The organism is Methylosinus sp. is20ea (assembly GCF_059718135.1).
Genome location: NZ_AP046088.1, coordinates 2105483 through 2125856 on the forward strand (window position 1 = coordinate 2105483; position 20374 = coordinate 2125856).

Below are 20374 nucleotides of genomic sequence, written 5' to 3' on the forward strand. Positions count from 1 at the left end.
CCTTCTCCCACTCGTGGGAGAAGGAAGCGCGCGTCGCGATTACGCGACAGCTGCGGATTTGCCGCGGGCGCGCTTGCGCTCGTTCGGATCGAGATAGGTCTTGCGCAGGCGGATCGACTTCGGCGTCACCTCGACCAGCTCGTCGTCCTCGATGTAAGCCAGCGCCTTCTCCAGCGTCATCCTGATCGGCGGGGTGAGGCGCACCGCCTCGTCCTTGCCGGCGGCGCGGATGTTGGTGAGCTGCTTGCCCTTCAGCACATTGATCTCGAGGTCGTTGTCGCGCGTATGCTCGCCGACGATCATGCCGCGATAGACCTTCCAGCCCGGCTCGATCATCATCGGGCCGCGATCCTCGAGCTTCCACATGGCGTAGGCGACGGCCTCGCCCTGCTCATTGGAGATCAGCACGCCATTGCGACGGCCGATGATCTCGCCCTTGTGGGGTGAATAGGAGTGGAACAGGCGGTTCATGATTGCCGTGCCGCGCGTGTCGGTCAGCAATTCGCCCTGATAGCCGATGAGGCCGCGCGTCGGCGCATGGAAGACGAGACGCAGGCGATTGCCGCCCGAGGGGCGCATCTCGATCATCTCGGCCTTGCGCTCGGACATTTTCTGCACGACGACGCCGGAATGCTCCTCGTCGACGTCGATAACGACCTCCTCGATCGGCTCCAAAATCTCGCCGTCCTCGTCCTTCTGGAACACGACCTTCGGACGCGAGACGCCGACCTCGAAACCCTCGCGGCGCATCGTCTCGATGAGAATGGAGAGCTGCAATTCGCCGCGGCCGGAGACGATGAAGGATTCGCCGCCGGGCGAATCTTCGACGCGCAGCGCGACATTGCCCTCGGCCTCCTTGAACAGGCGGGCGCGGATCATGCGGCTCGTGACCTTGTCGCCCTCCGTTCCCGCCAGCGGCGAGTCGTTGACGAGGAAGGTCATGGAGAGCGTCGGCGGATCGATCGGCTGCGCCTGCAGCGGCTCGTTCACCTCGAGCGCGCAGAGCGTGTCGGCGACGTTATATTTCTCGAGGCCGGCGATGGCGACGATGTCGCCGGCCTCCGCCTCGTCGATCGGCTGGCGCTCAATGCCGCGGAAGGCGAGAATCTTGGAGACGCGGCCCTGCTCGACGACCTTGCCGGTGCGGTCGAGCACCTTCACCGCCTGATTGGGCTTCACGCTGCCGGCGAAGACGCGGCCGGTGACGATGCGGCCGAGATAGGGATTGGCCTCGAGCAGCGTGCCGAGCATGCGGAAGCCGCCCTCTTCGATCTTGGGCTCCGGCACATGCTTGATGACGAGATCGAACAGCGGCGCCATGCCGTCCTGCGGACCGGTCGGCTCCTCCGCCATCCAGCCCTGCTTGGCCGAGCCGTAGATGATCGGGAAGTCGAGCTGCTCGTCGGTGGCGTCCAGCGCGGCGAAGAGGTCGAACACCTCATTGACGACCTCGCTGATGCGGGCGTCCGGCTTGTCGACCTTGTTGATCGCGACGATCGGGCGAAGGCCGATCTTCAGCGCCTTGCCGACGACGAATTTGGTCTGCGGCATCGGCCCTTCGGCCGCGTCCACCAGCACGATCGCGCCATCGACCATGGAGAGGATGCGCTCCACCTCGCCGCCGAAATCGGCGTGGCCGGGGGTGTCGACGATATTGATGCGCGTGTCCTTCCAGGCGATGGAGGTCGCCTTGGCCATGATGGTGATGCCGCGCTCTTTCTCGAGATCGTTGCTGTCCATCACCCGTTCGACGACGCGCTGGTTCTCGCGGAAGGCGCCCGACTGCTGGAGAAGGCGGTCGACGAGCGTCGTCTTGCCGTGGTCGACGTGGGCGATGATGGCGATGTTGCGCAGCTTCATGGGATTAGGGCCGATCGGTTCGCGGGCGAAGCGCGGCCCGGCGCTCCTTTCGGGCGCGAGGCGGACCGCGACTTTTTGCAGTGCGGCATCTCATACAGGAGCGCAGCGCGAATGGGAAGCGTTGCGGCAGGGGGGGCGGAACCGGGCCCGACAGGTTCCGGCTTTCGTGAAACATGACGTGATTTCAATTATCTGATATGAGATTCGCATGGCTGGCGATCTCATTGACAGCATTGCGAGAAAAAAGGCCCGGCTCGACCGGCTGCGCCCTTTGCGGGCCGATGCGGTCGCCCAGCTCCAAAAGCACTATGACGTCGAGCTCACCTACACATCCAACGCGATAGAGGGAAACACGCTGACCCTGCGAGAGACCGCCGAGGTCGTCGAGCATGGCGTCACCGTCGGCGGCAAGTCGCTTCGCGAGCATCTCGAGGCGGTCGACCATTACGAGGCCCTGCTCTGGGGGCGCGAGCTGGCGGCCAACAGCGGTCTCGTGGGCGAGGATACGGTGTGCGAGCTGCATCGCCGGATCGTCGCGCGAAGCCAGTCGAGCATTGCCGGAATCTACAGCCGCAATCCTCGCCGTATCGCCGGCTCGGCCGTGACGTTTCCCAATCCGGCGAAGATTCCGCAATTGATGGAGGGGTTCGGCGCATGGCTGCTGTCGGCCGCCACCACCGAGCCGCTCACGGCCTTCGAGGCGCATTTCCGGCTGACCGCAATCCATCCCTTCGCGGACGGCAATGGCCGAACGGCGCGACTGCTGATGAATCTGCTGCTCATCCGCGGCGGCTATCCTCCGGTCTCGGTGCGGCCGGAGGACCGCAAAGCCTATCTGGACAGTCTCGAGCGCGCCTCGCTCGCCGACGACGCCATTCCCTATCGGACTTTCATGTGCGAGCGGCTCGACGCGACCTTGGCCGAATATATCGGCGTGCTGGAGGAGGCGCTTCCGCCGGAAGACCATCCTCCAACCGGCTGACGCGCCTATTCCGCCGCCGGAATCGTTCGCAGCAGCGGGAAGGCGGCGATCTCCCCCTTCGCCAGCTCCTCCATCGGCGCCTCGCCCTTCGCTTCGCAGAGCGTGCGGCGCCGCTCCTGAATCGCCAGCCGCGCCTGGTCCAGCGCCAGCGAGACCACATGCAGCGCGGTCGCATCCATATTGCGCAACCGCAGATCGGCGACGGAGCTGACCAGCGCCTGGTCCAGCTCGCGCTCATAGCCGTCGAGCTCGGCGAAGTCCTGCGCCGCGCGGGCGGCGGGCAGGATTTCGAGCAGGCGCTCGATCAGCTGCTCCGAGCGCTCATGCGTCTTCGTCCTCATGCGGCTGGCGAGCGCCGCGGCGGCCGAGCCGACGAGCGACATGAGCATCGCGCCGAGATAGAAGAAGTCGCTGTATTTATCGAAGAATCCGTGCTCGTTGCCGTCGATGAAGTCGATCGTGCCCTGATGGGCAGGCACCGCCGAATCCTTGTCGGTGGAGGGCGCTTCCATATTATTGGCGAGCGGCGCGAGCGCGGCGATCATCGATCTATGGGTCAGGAATTGGCGCGTCGTCTCGCCGGCGACATTCGCCGGAATCGACGGCCGGCCGACGAGAAGAACAGCGACGCTGGTGGTCTCGAGCGCCTGATCCGGGCGGGGCGGGTCGCCGCCGAAAGCGCCATGGACGATCTCGGTCTCCTCCAGCGTCGGATAGCGCTTGGCGATGGCCTTGGCCTCGGCGACGGGCAGAAAGATCGGCGGCTTCTTGCCGCCGGCGGCGACGATCTGATGGATCACATCGCTCGCCGGGCCGATCTGCGGAATGGCCACCAGGAAGACGGCGTCGATCTTGCGCGCGCGGAGCGCGGCTTCGACCTCGACCGGCTGGAGCGTCACTGTCGCGAAGTTCTGCTCGGGAATTTCATATTGAGCCAGAATTGTCTCGAGCAGCCGGACATTGCCGCGCGCGCCGGCGATCTCCTGGACGACGCCGATTCTCTTGCCGCGCAGATCGGCGACGCGCTTGATCTTGGAGCCGCCCGGCGCGATGAGCACGGCGGCGTTGCGATGCAGGACGACGAGCGCCTGCGCCGAGGGCGGCAGCGCGTCGCTGCGCGCCGCCGCGAGATCGGCCGAGCCCTGCTCCAGCGCGGCGGCGGCCGCGGCGGTGTCGACGACCGGGACGACCTTCAGACGCACCTGCTCGTGCTGGTGGGAGAAGGCCTGCGCCGCCGCGGTGAGCAGGCGGAAATCCTGCGTCCCCTGGGCGACGGCGACGCGCAGCTCCGCCGGCCGATTGTAGAAATAGAGCGCCGCCGCCGTCCCGCCCACGAGGACGAGGCAGGCGGTCAGGACCGCTAGAACAATACGCAGCATGGGATCAGCCTCGGTTGCGAAGCCGAATGTGCTCATAAACTGCGCCCGATTCTGGCTTTCTGCGAGGCGAAGTCGTGGAGGCTAGGGCTTTTCCTTCGCGCCGCGGGCGCTGCGCTTGGCGAGCGTGCGCAGGCGCAGCGCGTTGAGCTTGATGAAGCCCTCGGCGTCGCGATGGTCATAAGCGACCGCGCCCTCCTCGAAGGTGACGAGCTCCTTGTCATAGAGCGAATAGGGGCTCTCGCGGCCGACGACAAAGGCGCTCCCCTTGTAGAGCTTCAGCCGCACGCGGCCGGTGACGAGCTCCTGGCTCTTGTCGATCAGCGCCTGCAGCATCTCCCGCTCCGGCGCGAACCAGAAGCCATTATAGATCAGCTCGGCGTATTTCGGCATGATCTCGTCTTTGAGATGCGCCGCGCCGCGATCCAGCGTCACGCTCTCTATGCCGCGATGGGCGACGAGCAGAATGGAGCCGCCGGGAGTCTCGTACATGCCGCGCGATTTGATGCCGACGAAGCGGTTCTCGACGAGGTCGAGCCGGCCGATGCCATGGGCGCGGCCGAGCTCGTTGAGCCGGGTCAGCAGCGCCGCGGGCGTGAGCGCCTCGCCGTCCACGGCGACGGCGTCGCCCTTCTCGAAATCGATCGTCACATATTGCGGGACGTCGGGCGCCTTTTCCGGGTCGATTGTGCGGGAATAGACATAATCCGGCACTTCCTGCGCCGGATCCTCGAGCACCTTGCCCTCGGAGGAGGTGTGCAGAAGATTGGCGTCGACCGAGAAGGGCGCGTCGCCGCGCTTGTCCTTGGCGATCGGAATCTGGTTCATTTCCGCGAAATCGATGAGAGCGGTGCGGGAGGTCAGATCCCATTCGCGCCAGGGGGCGATGACGGCGATGTCCGGCTCCAGCGCGTAATAGCCGAGCTCGAAACGGACCTGATCATTGCCCTTGCCGGTCGCGCCATGGCAGACGGCGTCTGCCCCCAGGCGCCGGGCGATCTCGATCTGCTTCTTGGCGATGAGCGGGCGAGCGATCGAGGTTCCGAGCAGATAGAGCCCCTCATAGAGGGCGTTGGCGCGGAACATGGGGAAAACGAAGTCGCGGACGAACTCCTCGCGCAGATCCTCGATGAAAATATGCTCGGGCTTGACGCCGAGCAGCTCGGCCTTGGCGCGGGCGGGCTCCAATTCCTCGCCCTGGCCGAGGTCGGCGGTGAAGGTCACGACCTCGCAGCCATAGGTGGTCTGCAGCCATTTGAGGATGATCGAGGTGTCGAGGCCGCCGGAATAGGCGAGAACGACGCGTTTGATGTCTTTCTTGGAGCGGGTCATTCGAGGTTCTTCTTTCGGCGCCGCCTCGCGCGGGCGCGCATCGCGCCGCGACTATAGAGGCGCGCCGCGCGCGCGCAAGCCGGAGCCCCGCATCCTGCAGCCCGGAAGCCCCGACCCGGACAAAGGCCGTCTCGTCATCGCCGCCGCGGCGCGCTACAATGGGTTATGAGCACGAAGCGAGTCGCGCCGAGGACGGCGGCGCGGGGCCTCACGCCGGCGCGGCGCGCCGCGCTGGACATTCTCACCAGGGCGAACCGGCCGGTCGGCGCCTATGAGATGATCGATCTTCTCGCTGACGAGAAGGGCAAACGGCCGGCGCCGATCTCCGTCTATCGGGCGCTCGGCTATCTGCTCGACCAGGGCCTCGCCCATCGGCTGGCCTCCCGCAACGCCTTCGTCGTCTGCGGCCACTCCCATGAGGCGGGCGAGCCGGTGATCTTTCTGATCTGCGACGAATGCGGCGAGGTGAGCGAGGCGACGAGCCCCGAGCTGACGCGCGGCCTCGCCGGCCTCGCCGCGGCGGCCCGCTTCCAGCCGCGCACGCGCGTGGTCGAGATCGCCGGACTCTGCGAGCGCTGCGCCGCCGCAGAGCGAAAGGAGGCCTGAGCCTTGCGCCCGAGCGCCTCCCGCTCGAGAACTTTACCAACAGGCGGAGGATTGGTGTCGACGCCGCCCCCGATCTTCGTCAATATCGTCGATCGCGCCCCAAGTGATGATCACGCGCCTCGAGTGAGGTTCACGCCCGAGTGATGAGGGAATCAACCGTCACGTCTACCCTGAGCAGACATCGATGCTCATATGACAGGAGACAAGCTTCCCGCCGCGGCCGGCACAAACTTTGCCTCGCACTCCCGGAACTCGGTCTTCGACCAGTCGACAGGGGTGGGGCGGTCGACGGCGAAGACCAGAGGCGGCCGATCAGTTTCGCGCCGCCGGCATTCGTGAGCCATAGCGCTCGAGCGACAGGTGCCCCATGACGAACTCCGACGTTTTTGCGGATTTTGCGAGATCATACAGAGGCAGGCGGGCCGTCGAGATGACGCTGTCCGACTATCTCGATCTATGCCGTGAAAATCCGAAGACCTATGCGACCGCCGCAGAGCGCATTCTCGACGCCATCGGCGAGCCGGAGCTCATCGACACATCACGCGACCCGAGGCTGGGCCGCATCTTCATGAACCGCACCATCCGCGTCTATCCGGCCTTCGCCGAGTTTTTCGGCATGGAGGAGACGATCGAGCGGATCGTGAGCTTCTTCCGCCATGCGGCGCAGGGGCTCGAGGAGCGCAAGCAGATCCTCTATCTGCTCGGCCCCGTCGGCGGCGGCAAATCCTCGCTCGCCGAGCGGCTGAAGGCGCTGATGGAGATCGATCCGATCTATGTGCTGAAGGCCGGCGAGGAACTCTCCCCGGTCTTCGAGAGCCCGCTCGGCCTCTTCGACCCGGCGACGGCGGGCGACATGCTCGAGCAGCGCTATGGCATACCGCGCCGGCGCCTCAACGGGCTGATGAGCCCCTGGTGCCTCAAGCGCCTCGACGAATATGGCGGCGACATCACCCAATTCACCGTGGTCAAGATCACGCCCTCGCGCCTGCGTCAGATCGCCATCGCCAAGACCGAGCCCGGCGACGAGAATAATCAGGACATTTCCTCGCTCGTCGGCAAGGTGGACATTCGCAAGCTCGAGAATCTCGCCCAGGCCGATCCGGACGCCTACAGCTATTCCGGCGGCCTCAACCGCGCCAATCAGGGCCTTCTCGAATTCGTCGAGATGTTCAAGGCCCCGATCAAGATGCTTCATCCCCTGCTGACGGCCACGCAGGAGGCGAATTACATCGGCACGGAGAATATCGGCGCAATTCCCTTCTCCGGCATCGTGATGGCCCATTCCAACGAGGCGGAATGGCAGAGCTTCAAGAACAACCGCAACAATGAGGCCTTCATCGATCGCATCTATGTGATCAAAGTGCCCTATTGCCTGCGCGTCACCGAGGAGCAGCGCATCTATGAGAAGCTGCTGCACGGCTCCGAGCTCGCCGAGGCGAGCTGCGCGCCGAGCACGCTGGAAATGCTCGCCCGCTTCATCGTGCTCTCGCGCCTGAAGCCGCATGAGAACTCCAATCTCTTCTCCAAGATGCGCGTCTATGACGGCGAGAGCCTGCGCGAGGTCGACCCACGCGCCCGCAGCATGCTCGAGTATAAGGACGCGGCCGGCGTGGACGAGGGTATGGACGGCTGCTCCACCCGCTTCGCCTTCAAAGTGCTGGCGGCGACTTTCAACCACGATACGGTCGAGGTCGCGGCCGATCCGGTGCATCTCATGTATGTGCTGGAGCAGTCGCTGCGCCGCGATCAAATGCCGCCGGAGACGGAGAAGCGTTATCTCGAGTTCATCAAGGCCGAGCTCGCGCCGCGCTACGCCGAATTCATTGGCCATGAAATCCAGAAGGCCTATCTCGAATCCTATCAGGATTACGGTCAAAATCTCTTCGACCGCTATATCGACTACGCCGACGCCTGGATCGAGGATCAGGATTTCAAGGATCCGGACACCGGCCAGATGCTCGACCGCGATCTCCTGAACCAGGAGCTGACCAAGATCGAGAAGCCCGCCGGCATCGCCAATCCGAAGGACTTCCGCAACGAGGTGGTCAAGTTCGCGCTGCGCTGGCGCGCCGCCAATGAGGGGCGCAATCCCTCCTGGGCGAGCTATGAGAAGATCCGCGACGTCATCGAGCGGCGCATGTTCTCGCAGGTCGAGGAGCTGCTGCCGATCATTTCATTCGGATCGAAAAAAGACACTCAGACAGAAAAAAAACATGCAGAATTCGTAAGCCGCATGATGGCCCGCGGCTACACGGAGCGGCAAGTGCGCCGTCTGGTCGAGTGGTATATGCGCGTAAAACAAGCCGGTTGACCGAAAGGCGGCCGGCGAGAAACGGGTGATGAAACGATGCACATCGTCGATCGTCGGTTGAACCCCGGAAGCAAGAGCTTCGCGAACCGCCAGCGCTTTTTGCGCCGCGCCAAGGATATGGTGGAGAAGGCGGTTCGCGAGGCGAGCAAGGACAGGGCGATCGGCGACCTCGAGAGCCCCGGCGAGATCTCCATCCCCTCCGAGGGCACGCGCGAGCCGACCTTCCGCCACACGCAGGGCTCGCGGCGCGATCTCGTGCTGCCCGGCAATAAGGATTATGTCGAAGGCGATCTCATCGAGCGCCCGCGCGGCGAAGGCGAGGGCGACGGAGCCGGCGGCCAGGTCGGCCGCGGCGACGGCCAGGAGGACGCCTTCCGTTTTATCCTCACGCGCGATGAATTTTTGAGCATCTTCCTGGATGATCTCGAGCTGCCCGATCTCGCAAAGCGGCGCGTCGCCCAGACCGAGAAAGAGGGGTTGCGCCGTGCCGGCTTCACCACCACCGGCACGCCGGCCAATCTCGCGCTGCACCGCACGCTGCAGACCTCGCTCTCGCGCCGCATCGCATTGAAGCGTCCCAAGCAGGGCGCGCTCGATGATCTCGCGCAGCGGCTCGAGGAGGCGCAACGGGTCGAAAGTCCCGATGTCGAGCGGCTCGCGGCCGAGCTCGAGGCGCTCCGGCACAAAAGGGCGCGCATCTCCTATCTCGACCCGATCGATCTGCGCTATCGCCGTTTCGAGCGCTTCCCCAAGCCGGTGACGCAGGCGGTGATGTTCTGCCTGATGGACGTCTCCGGCTCCATGACCGAGCATATGAAGGATCTGGCCAAGCGCTTCTTCATGTTGCTGCATGTGTTTCTGACGCGCCGCTACAAGCGCGTCGAGATCGTCTTCATCCGCCACACGGATCGCGCCGGCGAGGTGGACGAGGAGACCTTCTTCCGCTCCGCCGAGACCGGCGGCACAATGGTCTCCTCGGCGCTGCAGGAGATGCTGAAAGTCATTCGCGAGCGCTATGATCCGGGCGTCTGGAACATATACGCCGCGCAGGCCTCGGACGGCGACAATCTTTCCAGCGACAATCCGCAGACACGCGAATTGCTGCAGAGCCAGATTCTGCCGCTGTGCCAATATTTCGCCTATGTCGAGGTGAGCGGGCCCAATGTCGAGACGCATGGCTATGTGCCCCATCACGGCCAGAGCTCGCTATGGCTCACCTATGCGGCGCTGCAAAAGGAGAATGAAAAATTCCAGATGCGGCGCGTCTCGCGGCGCGAGCATATTTATTCGGTGTTCCGGCAATTGTTCCAGCGGCGCGCCGCCAAGACCGCGGAGGCCAGCTGATGCGCGGTGAACTTCTCTATGAAGGCAAGGATTGGGACTTCGGCACGATCCAGCGTATCCATGACGCGGTGGCGGACATCGCGCATAAGGAGCTCGGCCTCGACACATTCCCCAATCAGATCGAGATCATCACCGCCGAGCAGATGCTCGACGCCTACGCCTCGACCGGCATGCCGCTCTTCTACAAGCATTGGTCGTTCGGCAAGCGCTTCGCCCAGCACGAGGGCATCTACCGCATGGGGCTGCAGGGCCTCGCCTATGAGATCGTCATCAACGCCGATCCCTGCATCAGCTATATCATGGAGGAGAATTCCGCCACGATGCAGACGCTGGTGATCGCGCACGCCGCCTTCGGCCACAACCACTTCTTCAAGCACAATTACCAGTTCCGCCAGTGGACAGATCCCGAAGGCATTCTCGACTATCTCTCCTTCGCCAAGGCCTATATCTCCAATTGCGAGGAGCGCTATGGCCATGCGGAGGTCGAGCGCCTGCTCGACGCCGCCCATGCGCTGATGCCGCAGGGCATAGATCGCTATCCGCGCAAGCGCCCGCTCAATCTGCATATGGAAGAGAAGCGCGAGCAGGATCGCAAGGAGGAGCGCGAGCGCGTCTATGACGATCTTTGGCGCACCGTGCCGGGCCGCGCGCGCGGCTCCAAGCAGATGGCCGGCGACAAGCGCCGCGCGCTGCTTGGCCTGCCGCAGGAAAATATCCTCTATTTCCTCGAGAAGGCCGCGCCGCGGCTGAAGCCGTGGCAGCGCGAGGTGCTGCGCATCGTGCGGCTCATCGCGCAATATTTCTATCCGCAGCAGCAGACCAAGGTGATGAACGAAGGCTGCGCGACCTATTGCCACTATCGGCTTCTCGGCCGCCTGCATGAGACGGGGCAGATCGGCGACGGCAGCTTCCTCGAATTTCTGACCTCGCACACCAACGCCACGCGCCAGCCCTTCTACGACAGTCCGTCCTATAGCGGCATAAACCCTTATGCGCTGGGCTTCGACATGATGCGCGACATCGAACGCATCGTGCGCGAGCCGACCGAGGAGGATCGCTATTGGTTCCCGGAGATCGCGGGAACCGGCGACGAGATGGAGGTGCTGCGCAATGTCTGGGCGAATTATCGCGATGACAGTTTCATCGCGCAATTCTTGAGCCCCAGGCTCATCCGCAACTGGCGGCTGTTCCATGTCGTCGACGATCGCGAGCAGCCGCACCTCGAGGTCTCGTCGATCCACAATGAGCGCGGCTATCGCGATCTGCGCCGCAATCTCGCCGCCCAATATGAGGTGGGCGGCTATGCGCCGGACATTCAGATCGTCGACGTCGATCTCGCCGGCAATCGCAAGCTGGTGCTGCATCACCGCGTCCGCGACGGCAAGATGCTGGAGCTGACCAACGCCTCCATGGTGCTCGGCCATCTCGCCAATCTCTGGGGCTATGAGGTGCTCTTGCAGGAGATCGACTCCGGCACGGAGCAGGTGTTGAAAGAGCATATGGTACGGCCGGAGCAGGGCTGAGCGCGGCTTTCCGCCTTCTGGAGCCCCTCGCGCTTCGAGACGCCCGCTATGCGGGCTCCTCAGCATGAGGGGTTACTCTGGGTCCCACAAACCTCCCTCATGCTGAGGAGCGGCCGAAGGCCGCGTCTCGAAGCACGCGCGGCCAATCGGTTCGAGGGACGACGGCCCACTTCCCTTCGACGCGAGACTGTGCGACGGCTGCGCGAGACGCCCCTTCGCCTCCACGCATGCCGCACGAATGACCATCAAGCGCAAATATCACCATGGCGCCCTCAAAGAGGCGTTGGTCGAGGCTGCGCTCGAGCTCATCGCCGAAGGCGGACTGGCCAGTCTGAACCTCACCGAGGCGGCCAAACGCGTCGGCGTCACCGCGGCCGCGCCCTATCGCCATTTCGCCAGCCGCGACGAATTGCTCAATGAGGTGGCGCGGCGCGGCTTTCTCTCCTTCGGCGAGCGGATCGAAAAAGCCTGGGACGAGGGACGGCCCGACGCGGCGACGGCCATGTGGCGCATGTGCGCCGCCTATCTCGCCTTCGCCCGCGCGGAGCCCGGCCTCTACAGCGCCATGTTCGGCTCTGTGACGACGCTCTCGACCGAGGCCTCCGCCGACGCCGCCGATCATGCGCTGGACATTCTCTGGCGCTCGGTCGTCGCTTTTCTCCAGCAGCGCGACGCGCCGGCGCAGGGCGCGCGCAAGCTCGCGCTACAGCTCTGGGCGCTCGCGCATGGCGTCGCCATGCTGTCGATCTCCGGACATCTCGACGCCGCCAAGGGCCTCGATCCCGTCCCCGTGCTCGACGTGGCCGCGCGCAATCTGATGGAGGCCGCGGTCCGCCGGGCGGAGACGGCGCAGGGCTGAGATCACGTCTCCGCCCGCCGCGCGAGACGGGCGGAGCGATCCTTCAGCGCGTCATAGATCGGCTCGTTGCGGCACACGGCGGCGATGGCCATCGCGCCGAAACAGGCCGCCAGCATGGGCAGCAAAAGCTCGGAGCTGTCGGTCATCTCGGTGATGAGGATCATGCCGGTGAGCGGCGCGCGCACCACGGCGGCGAAAAAAGCCGCCATGCCGATGAGCGCGAATTTCATTCCCATCGTCTGCGCATCCTCGCCCGGAATCAGCAGGCCGAAAAAAAGCCCGATCTCAGCGCCGAGCGCCAGCAGCGGCGCGAATAATCCGCCGGGCGTCCCCGCCGCATAAGAGACGACGCCGAGCGCGAAACGCAGGGCGAAGACGAGCGGCAGAGCCTCGAGCGCAAAGGCGCCGTCGAGCGTGCGTTGCGTCAACACGTCGCCGCCGCCGACGAGATCGGGCGCGAAGAAGCCGAGCGCGCCGACGCCGGCGCCGACCAGCGCGGCTTTCGCCTCGGCCGGCCAAAGCGAGCGATCGGCCATGTCCAGCGCGCCGAGAATGGCGCGATTATAGGCGAGGCTCGCCAGCCCGGTCGCCGCGCCGAGAAGGAGGCCAAGGGGAACGTCCAGAGGTCCGGTCGGATAATGCGCGGCGACGCTCAGTTCCGGCGTCGGCCCGTCGAGGAGCCGCACCACGGAAATGGCCCCGACCGAGGCGCCGAGCGCGATCGTCGCATGGCGCATGTCGAAGCGGCGCAGCAGCTCCTCGAGCACGAAAGCGGCGCCCGCGAGCGGGGCGTTGAAGGCCGCGGCGAGCCCGGCTCCGGCCCCGGCCGCGAGCAGCGATTGCTGATCGCGCCAATCATAATGGAAGAAGCGGCCGAACTGATGCGCGAGCGTCGCGCCCATCTGCACCGAGGGCCCCTCGCGGCCGAGCGCGAGGCCGGCGCCGATCGCCAGAACGCCGCCGATGAATTTCACCGGCAGCAGCAGAGGCGGCGACGGCGGCTCGCCGCCGTCGATGACCGATTCGACATGCGGAATGCCGCTGCCGACCGCGGCCGGAACGAAGCGGCGCACCAGATAGGCCGCGAGACCGGTGGCGACCGCGGCGGCGAGCGCCATCGCCGCCGCGCCGAGCGCGGGGTCGGCCTGGAACCAGTGCGGCGCGGCGGAGCGCAGACGTCCGGCCGCGTCGAGGATGAGGCGGAAGACGCCGCAGAGCGTCCCCACCGCGACCCCGGCCGCGAGCGAGACGAGGCCGAGCGGAAACAGCCCGGCGAGCTCCGAAGGCGGTTCCGCGACGGCGCCGGCCTGCACGGCGGCGACATGCGATTCGACGACCACATCGCTTTTTTCGCCGAGCAAAAGCAGGCGCTCCGCCCCCGCGGCGCGGAGCAGAACGAGGCGACGCGGTCGACCGAGCGCCAGCGCGACCGAAACGGCGCGCGAGCGGCCCTTGCGCTTGCGGCGACGTCCGAAGGCGAGGCGGAACAGAAACGGCAGCGCTCCGGCGCCGATGAGCGTCGCCAGAGCGAGGAGCGCGCGGGCGTTCTCCTCGGAAATTTCGGACATGGAAGCGATTCGCCAAAATGACTTTCGGCAGGATAGCGCGCGGTCGCGCGAGAAACGAAATCGGCGCCGGATCAAATCCGACGACGACTGCTTTTGTCGAGGACCGCTTTCGTAGACGACCCCTTGGCGAAACAGCAATGTTAATGTATATTACATTCACATTGCGGCGGCGTCGTTCGGATCGTCCGCGCGAGCCCGCGATGAGCGAAGGAACTGGAGAGTCCGAACATGGGCTGTCATCGTCACAACCGCATGGGCGCCGCCCCTGGCGGAATGGGCTACGACGCGCGCGATCGATTCGGCGACTGCGGGCGGCCGTGGAAGCCGCTGGAAATTTTCGCCATGGTGCTCGGCTTCATCGTCTTCTGGCCGATCGGCCTCGCCATCGTCCTCTTCAAGGTCTGGCAGCGTAAATACGGCTATGAGGGCAATCTCTTCGCCTTCGCGCAGGATCGCGCCGCCGATGTGCAGGCGCGCTGGCAGGCGGGCTGGCAGACGCATTGGAATGAGGCGACCGGCCAGCCGGACGGCCGCGCTTCCGGCGGCGGCTGGCGCGGTCCGGGCTTCATGCGCTCCTCGGGCAATGTCGCCTTCGACGACTGGCGCGAGAGCGAGCTCGCCCGCCTCGAGGAGGAGCGCCGCAAGCTCGCCGAGGCCGAGCGCGAATTCGCCGATCATATCGACGAGCTGCGCCGCGCGAGAGACCGCGAGGAATTCGAATCCTTCATGCGCGCCCGCCGCGATCGCGGCCAGCCGCAGAGCTGACCTCCCTCCGCTTTCAAAAAATGCGCCGCGGCCGGAAACGACCGCGGCGATTTTCGTTGCGGCGGCGCGTCAATATTTGGCGATGACGGGCGCCGGGCCGAAGTCGAAATGATAGTTCACGCCCACACGCACGATATGGCCGTCGCGGCGCGCCGAAGCGTGGGATGCGGCGAAGGGGCCGACCGGGCGGAAGAGGATGAAATCCTGCTCGATGCGGCCGAGGTCGTAATACAGATATTCGAGCTTCACGCTCCAATTGCGATCGAACTTCCACTCGGCGCCGGCGCCCGCCGTCCAGCCGACCAGCAAATCGGACGCGCTCGTCGAGCCCGCGCCGAAGAAGCCATTGGCCGCGGAGAATTGGAACACCGAAGCGCTGGTCCGCGCCCCGCCATAGGCGAGACCGCCGGTTCCATAGAGCAGCAATGTCGGCGTCAGCAGATAGCCGACGCGCCCACGCGCCGTGCCGAGATAGTCGAGGCTCTGCGACGCCGTATTCTGCGAGAAGAAGGTGTTGGCGCCGAATGGCGCGGCGACAAAGGCGCTGGAGCCCCCGCCGCCGGCGGCGATCCCCTGGAAATCCGCTTCGAATCCCAGAACGAAATTGCCGAGCTGAAAATTATAGCCGACCTGTCCGCCGCCGACGAAGCCGTCCGCGCCCGCTGGAAAGGCGCCATTCGCCTCCGCCGCCCAAGCGATGATCGGCGCGAGCGGCGACAGGGAAACCGACGACAGAGCGAGGCTCCTGTCGGATTGGAACGCGTAGCCCGCATTCACGCCGGCGTAGAAGCCGGTCCAGATCGCTGGCGGCGCAGGGGCCGCGATCGGCGCCGGCGCTTTGCGTGAGGGAAGATCGGCCGCGAGAGCGCCGCCCGTCGTGACGGCGATCGCCGCCGCCGCGAGACAGAATCGTGTCGACATTTTTCAACTCTCTGTAAATTCGAACATCGAAAGGGTTCGAGCCCATCTGAAAGCGGGCTCGCATTGCACTAAGCGATGATACGGACAGATTCGTCAATTCGAAATCTCGAGACGCCGCTCGGACGGGCCTAACGCCCTACGAATGCAGGCGTTAACCAAACTTCTCGACCGCGCGTTAACGCTTCCGACGCCATTGTCACGGCCATGGCTCGTCGCGTTTCGCCATTGCTGCTTCTCGCCCTGACGCCGCTCGCGGCGGCGGGATTGTCGGGCTGCGGATTCATGTCGAAGCCGCAGCGCCCGGCCTGGCGCGCCACCGCCGAGAACGCCTGCCTCGCCCAAAAGCGCGTGGAGCCCTCCGCCTATGTTCAATTCGCGCCCGAGATCGACGGGCCCGGCATATGCGGAATGACGCGGCCGCTGAAAGTCACGGCGCTGCAGGGCGGCGCGGTCGCCTTCAACGCCAGAGCGACGCTCGATTGCTCCATGGTCGCCGAGCTCGACCAATGGCTCGTCGATGTCGTGCAGCCCTCCGCCATGGCGCGCTTCGGCCAGCCGGTGGCGCAGATCAACTCCATGGGCTCCTACGCCTGCCGCGGCATGAACGCCCAGGCGGGCGCGCCGCTCTCGGAACATTCCTTCGGCAATGCGCTGGACATAGGCGGTTTCGTGCTCGCCGACGGGCGCGAAATCTCGATCGTGCGCGATTGGACGCATGGCGACCAGCAGACCAAGGATTTTCTGGCCGAAGTGCATGGCGGCTCCTGCCGGCATTTCACCACAGTGCTGTCGCCGGGCTCCAACGCCTTCCACTACAATCACATTCACGTCGATCTCGCGATGCATGGGCGCAATGGCGACCGGCGCATTTGCAAGCCGGTTCCGCATGACGTCGCGCCGCCGCCGGGTCAGGACCCGCAGCTCGTCGCCCATGGCCCCGACGACGACGACGTCGACACGCCCGGCCGTCCCCCGCTCGCGGCTTTTCCCGAGCATGCGTCGAGGGGCGCGACCGACGGTTTCGTCCTCGCGGCGCCGCTGCCGCCCGTCCGCCCGCCGGCGCGCGCCCTGCAGCCCGAAGGCTCGACCAAGGATTGGGACGTCACCTCCAGCATTCGCCCGCGCGATCGCTGATCCCGCATCGTCCCCAGAACGGTCTCACCATTTGCGCGGTCCCATCTGCGCCGCTTCGGTTGCGCGGCGCGCCAGTTTGTCGATATGAACATTAATGTCATAGACTAACTGAAAACGAGCATTCGAGGATCGATATGCAGACGACGTCCGGTCATTCCATGCTTCGCGGGTTTTTGCGCGTCATCGGCCTCGCTTTTTCCGTGACCTTCGTCACCGAGGCGAGCTGCGAGACCCTGCTCAACGTCTCCTACGATCCGACGCGGGAATTGTTCAAAGCCGTCGACAAGGCCTTCGCCGCCGATTGGAAGAAGAAGACCGGGCAGGATGTGCAGATTCAGGCCTCGCATGGCGGCTCTGGCGCGCAGGCGCGTTCGGTCATAGAGGGGCTCGCCGCCGATGTGGTGACGCTCGCCCTCGCCAATGACATAGACGCCATTGCGAGCAAGACCGGCAAGATCCCGGCCGACTGGCAGAAGCGTCTCCCCAACAACTCCTCGCCCTATACGTCGACGATCGTCCTGCTCGTGCGCAAGGGCAATCCGAAGGCGATCAAGGATTGGGACGATCTGGCGCGGCCCGGCGTCGTCGTCGTCGCGCCCAATCCCAAGACCGGCGGCGGCGCGCGTTGGAATTTCCTCGCCGCCTGGGCCTTTGGATCGAAGAAATTCAACGGCGACGAGGCCAAGACGAAGGAGCTGGTCAGGGCGATCTACAAGAACGCCCCGGTGCTCGACTCCGGCGCGCGCGGATCGACGACGACCTTCGCCCAGCGCGGCCTCGGCGACGCGCTCATCGCCTGGGAGAACGAGGCCTTTCTCGCGATCGACGAATTCGGCAAGGACAAGTTCGAGATCGTCGTTCCCTCGCTCTCCATTCTCGCCGAGCCGGCGGTTGCCGTCGTCGATGGCAATGTCGACGCCAAGGGCACGCGCAAGGCGGCGGAAGCCTATCTGAGCTTTCTCTACACGCCGGCGGGCCAGGCGCTCATCGCCAAGCACGGCTATCGTCCCTCGCGCCCGGAATTCGCGGCCGCCGAGGATCTGAAGCGCTTCCACCAGCTCGAGCTGGTGACGATCGACAAGAGCTTCGGCGGCTGGCCCGCGGCGCAGAAGAAGTTTTTCGTCGATGGCGCGCTCTTCGACGAGATGCAGAAACCCTGACATTGGTCGGCGTCGACGCCTGGAAGGGGCGCGCTCACCTCCCGCATCGACGTTCTAGAGTGTTTTCGAGTGAAGTGGGAACCGGTTCGCGTGAAGAAAACACGACCGAACAAGGAGATATAGAGTCATTCCGGTTCAATCTGAACCGGAATGACTCTAGTGTCCTGGCCGCGCTTGTCCGCACCATCCGCGCCGCGACAAGCGCGGGCATGACGTGGTCGTGTGGGAATTGTAGACTTGGATTCTGAGTTCTGACCGAAAGTCCGGGGCTATTGCCATTCGGCGCGCGGCATAGGATCATCCCGGCCCGACAGCGCCTGTCGAGGCGCAGAACCGCCCGGGTGGTCGGACCCGCTTTTGATGCGACCCAAAAGCTTTTTCGATTTCCGCTTTTCATGCGACGGCCCCGCTGGGCCTCGGATCGGCGGAGCGCGCGTATGATGGGCGCGCCGGCCATCGTTCATGTCATCGACGATGACGCCGCCGTCCGCGATTCCCTGAGGCTTCTTTTGAAAACAGAGGATTTCGACGTGCGCGCCCATGCGTCCGCGCGCGATTTCCTGACGAGCGTCGTGCCGAGCGAGACCGGCTGCGTCGTCACCGACGTGCGCATGCCCGGCACGAGCGGCCTGGAGCTGCTAGCCGAGATCAGGGCGCGACGTCTCGATCTGCCGGTGATCGTCATCACCGCCCATGCCGATGTGGCGCTCGCGGTTCAGGCGATGAAGGCCGGCGCCGTCGATCTTTTGGAAAAACCCTTCGACGATGTGGCGCTGCTCGGCGCGGTGCATCAGGCGCTGGGCAGCCGTGTCGAGGGCGAGGGCTTCGGCTCCGAGGCCGCGGCGGCGCGCGATCGGCTGGCCAGCCTCACCCTGCGGGAGCGCGAGGTGCTGGTCGGCGTGCTGGAGGGCCGGCCCAACAAGATCATTGCTCACGAGCTCGGCATCAGCGTGCGCACAGTGGAGGCCCATCGCGCCCGGCTGATGGTGAAAATGCAAGCCAGGAGCCTGTCGGAGCTGGTGCGCATATCGGTGCTCGTCCCGCGCGCCGCATCGCTCTGAGGGCCGCCTTGCGTCATCTGCCCGTCGATATGGAGGAGGCGCGGCGCGTGCTGCGCGCGCGCTTCGGGCATGAGGCGTTTCTGCCTGGGCAGGAAGCCGTTCTCGCCGCTCTGCTCGAGGGGCGCGACGCGCTCGCCGTCATGCCCACGGGGGCCGGCAAATCGCTGCTCTATCAATTGCCCGCGGCCATGGGCGTCGCGCCGGTCGTCGTCGTCTCGCCGCTCATCTCGCTGATGCGCGATCAATTGCGCAGCCTCGAGCGTTCGGGCGTCGCCGCGGTCGCGCTCCATTCCGGCCAGAGCGAGGAGGAGCACGCCGAAGCCGTCGCCGGCCTCGCCGGCGGGCGGGCGCGGCTCGTCTATCTCGCGCCGGAACGTCTCGCCGGCGACGGGACCGTCGAGCTGCTGCGCACCGCCGGAGTGGCGCTGCTCGCCGTCGACGAGGCGCATTGCGTCTCCCATTGGGGTCACGAGTTTCGTCCCGATTACGCCCGGCTCGGCGAGATCGCCGCGCGGCTCGGCGCGCCGGTCCTCGCGGTGACGGCGACTGCCGGCCCGCGCACGCGCGCCGACATTATCGCCAGCCTCTTCTCGCGCGCGCCGGAGGTCTTCGTCTCCTCCTTCTCGCGGCCCAATCTGCGCCTCGCCTTCGTCCCGCGCGGCGATGCGCTCGGACGGATCACGCGCTTCCTGCGTCGGCGGGAGGGCGAGAGCGGCGTCGTCTATGTGAATTCCCGCCGCAAGGCCGACGACATGGCGGCGACCTTGCGCCGGCTCGGCTTCGACGCGCTCGCCTATCACGCCGGCCTCGATGCGGCGACGCGCGCCGCCCATCAGGACGCTTTTTTCGCGCGCGCCAGCGTGGTGATGGTCGCGACCATCGCCTTCGGCATGGGCGTCGACAAAAAGGACGTGCGATTTGTCGTCCACGCCGATCCGCCGGATTCGATCGAGGCCTATTATCAGGAGATTGGCCGCGCCGGCCGCGACGGACGTCCCGCCGACGCCCTCGCTCTATTCGACCCGCGCGAGCTCGCCGGCCGCTTCGGCTTCACGCCGCCGCCGGACGATCCCGTCGCCCTCGGCGAGACGGAGCGCCGTCGCGCCATGGCGCGGCTCTGCCTCACGCCCTCCTGCCGTTTCCAAGCGCTGCTCGCCGCCTTCGGCGAGGAGAGCGGGCGCTGCGGGCGTTGCGACAATTGCCGCGGCGGCCCGCTGGCGCTGCCGCGGCGCGCCGGCCTGCTGACGCTCGGCTGGCGCGTGGCGGTTCTCGCGCGTTTCGCCGGCGGCAGCGCGGAGAGCGTCGACGAGCCGGAAGCCGCCCCGCGCCCCGCCATGGCGCCGGGCCTCTCCGCGCCGGCGCAGGAGGAGCGGCTCAGCGTCGCCGAGGACCGGCTCTATCGGCGATTGCTCCGTCTGCGGCTCGACATTGCGAAGCGCCGCCGTCTCGCCCCACGGGCGGTGGCGAGCGACGCCGTGCTGCGGCGCCTCGCCATCACGCGAGCGCTCGACGGCGAGAGCGCGATCGCGGAGGTGGCGTTTTTGCGCGCGGTTGCCGAGGATTGAAACGCTT

The 20374-nt window shown here is 65.8% G+C and carries 16 protein-coding genes; 11 read left to right on the plus strand and 5 right to left on the minus strand.

Annotation, left to right across the window (positions count from 1 at the left end; all coding sequences use genetic code 11):
• Positions 1–39: 39 nt before the first annotated feature.
• Positions 40–1860 carry a translational GTPase TypA gene (gene typA / locus AC6IY7_RS09590; RefSeq protein WP_497778731.1) on the minus strand — a complete coding sequence of 607 codons (1821 nt, stop codon included), beginning with the start codon at positions 1858–1860 and terminating at the stop codon, positions 40–42.
• Between the two features lie 208 nt (positions 1861–2068).
• On the opposite strand from typA, the gene AC6IY7_RS09595 reads away from it, so the two are divergent.
• Positions 2069–2842 (plus strand): Fic family protein, encoded by a 774-nt coding sequence (locus tag AC6IY7_RS09595; RefSeq protein WP_497778732.1) that lies wholly within the window; start codon positions 2069–2071, stop codon positions 2840–2842.
• Between the two features lie 5 nt (positions 2843–2847).
• On the opposite strand, the gene AC6IY7_RS09600 is transcribed toward AC6IY7_RS09595, so the two are convergent.
• Positions 2848–4221, minus strand: coding sequence for a TAXI family TRAP transporter solute-binding subunit (locus AC6IY7_RS09600; protein ID WP_497778733.1), 1374 nt, complete (start codon positions 4219–4221; stop codon positions 2848–2850).
• 81 nt (positions 4222–4302) lie between these two features.
• Positions 4303–5550, minus strand: a complete 1248-nt coding sequence (locus AC6IY7_RS09605; RefSeq protein WP_497778734.1) for an argininosuccinate synthase — start codon at positions 5548–5550, stop codon at positions 4303–4305.
• Positions 5551–5715: 165 nt separating this feature from the next.
• On the opposite strand from AC6IY7_RS09605, the gene AC6IY7_RS09610 reads away from it, so the two are divergent.
• From AC6IY7_RS09610 to AC6IY7_RS09630, 5 genes are all read left to right on the plus strand, one after another.
• Positions 5716–6156 (plus strand): Fur family transcriptional regulator, encoded by a 441-nt coding sequence (locus AC6IY7_RS09610; RefSeq protein ID WP_497778735.1) that lies wholly within the window; start codon positions 5716–5718, stop codon positions 6154–6156.
• A 367-nt stretch (positions 6157–6523) separates the two neighbouring features.
• Positions 6524–8467, plus strand: a complete 1944-nt coding sequence (locus tag AC6IY7_RS09615; protein WP_497778736.1) for a PrkA family serine protein kinase — start codon at positions 6524–6526, stop codon at positions 8465–8467.
• Between the two features lie 36 nt (positions 8468–8503).
• Positions 8504–9811 carry a YeaH/YhbH family protein gene (locus tag AC6IY7_RS09620; protein WP_497778737.1) on the plus strand — a complete coding sequence of 436 codons (1308 nt, stop codon included), beginning with the start codon at positions 8504–8506 and terminating at the stop codon, positions 9809–9811.
• Positions 9811–11334: a SpoVR family protein gene (locus AC6IY7_RS09625; RefSeq protein WP_497778738.1), complete on the plus strand. Its 1524-nt coding sequence runs from the start codon at positions 9811–9813 to the stop codon at positions 11332–11334. Before AC6IY7_RS09620 ends, AC6IY7_RS09625 begins: the two co-directional genes overlap by 1 nt.
• 238 nt (positions 11335–11572) lie before the next feature.
• Entirely contained in the window at positions 11573–12193 is a 621-nt protein-coding gene (locus AC6IY7_RS09630) for a TetR/AcrR family transcriptional regulator (protein WP_497778739.1), read from the plus strand.
• Positions 12194–12195: 2 nt separating this feature from the next.
• On the opposite strand, the gene AC6IY7_RS09635 is transcribed toward AC6IY7_RS09630, so the two are convergent.
• Positions 12196–13761 carry a chloride channel protein gene (locus AC6IY7_RS09635; protein ID WP_497778740.1) on the minus strand — a complete coding sequence of 522 codons (1566 nt, stop codon included), beginning with the start codon at positions 13759–13761 and terminating at the stop codon, positions 12196–12198.
• Positions 13762–13989: 228 nt separating this feature from the next.
• Here AC6IY7_RS09635 and AC6IY7_RS09640 point away from each other — a divergent pair, with 228 nt between their 5' ends.
• A complete protein-coding gene (locus tag AC6IY7_RS09640) occupies positions 13990–14526 on the plus strand; it encodes a DUF2852 domain-containing protein (RefSeq protein ID WP_497778741.1) in 537 nt (178 codons plus the stop codon).
• Between the two features lie 69 nt (positions 14527–14595).
• Here the strand turns inward: AC6IY7_RS09640 and AC6IY7_RS09645 are convergent, their stop codons facing one another.
• On the minus strand, positions 14596–15447 hold the full coding sequence (locus AC6IY7_RS09645; RefSeq protein ID WP_497778742.1) for an outer membrane protein: 852 nt from the start codon (positions 15445–15447) through the stop codon (positions 14596–14598).
• A 204-nt stretch (positions 15448–15651) separates the two neighbouring features.
• Between AC6IY7_RS09645 and AC6IY7_RS09650 the strand changes: the two genes are divergently transcribed.
• The 4 genes from AC6IY7_RS09650 to AC6IY7_RS09665 all read left to right on the plus strand — a co-directional run bounded on the left by AC6IY7_RS09650 (position 15652) and on the right by AC6IY7_RS09665 (position 20367).
• Positions 15652–16581, plus strand: a complete 930-nt coding sequence (locus tag AC6IY7_RS09650; RefSeq protein ID WP_497778743.1) for an extensin-like domain-containing protein — start codon at positions 15652–15654, stop codon at positions 16579–16581.
• A 134-nt stretch (positions 16582–16715) separates the two neighbouring features.
• Positions 16716–17741, plus strand: a complete 1026-nt coding sequence (locus tag AC6IY7_RS09655; protein WP_497778744.1) for a sulfate ABC transporter substrate-binding protein — start codon at positions 16716–16718, stop codon at positions 17739–17741.
• A gap of 440 nt (positions 17742–18181) precedes the next feature.
• Positions 18182–18802: a response regulator transcription factor gene (locus tag AC6IY7_RS09660; RefSeq protein WP_497782818.1), complete on the plus strand. Its 621-nt coding sequence runs from the start codon at positions 18182–18184 to the stop codon at positions 18800–18802.
• Positions 18803–18810: 8 nt separating this feature from the next.
• Positions 18811–20367 (plus strand): RecQ family ATP-dependent DNA helicase, encoded by a 1557-nt coding sequence (locus AC6IY7_RS09665; protein ID WP_497778745.1) that lies wholly within the window; start codon positions 18811–18813, stop codon positions 20365–20367.
• Positions 20368–20374: the final 7 nt, after the last annotated feature.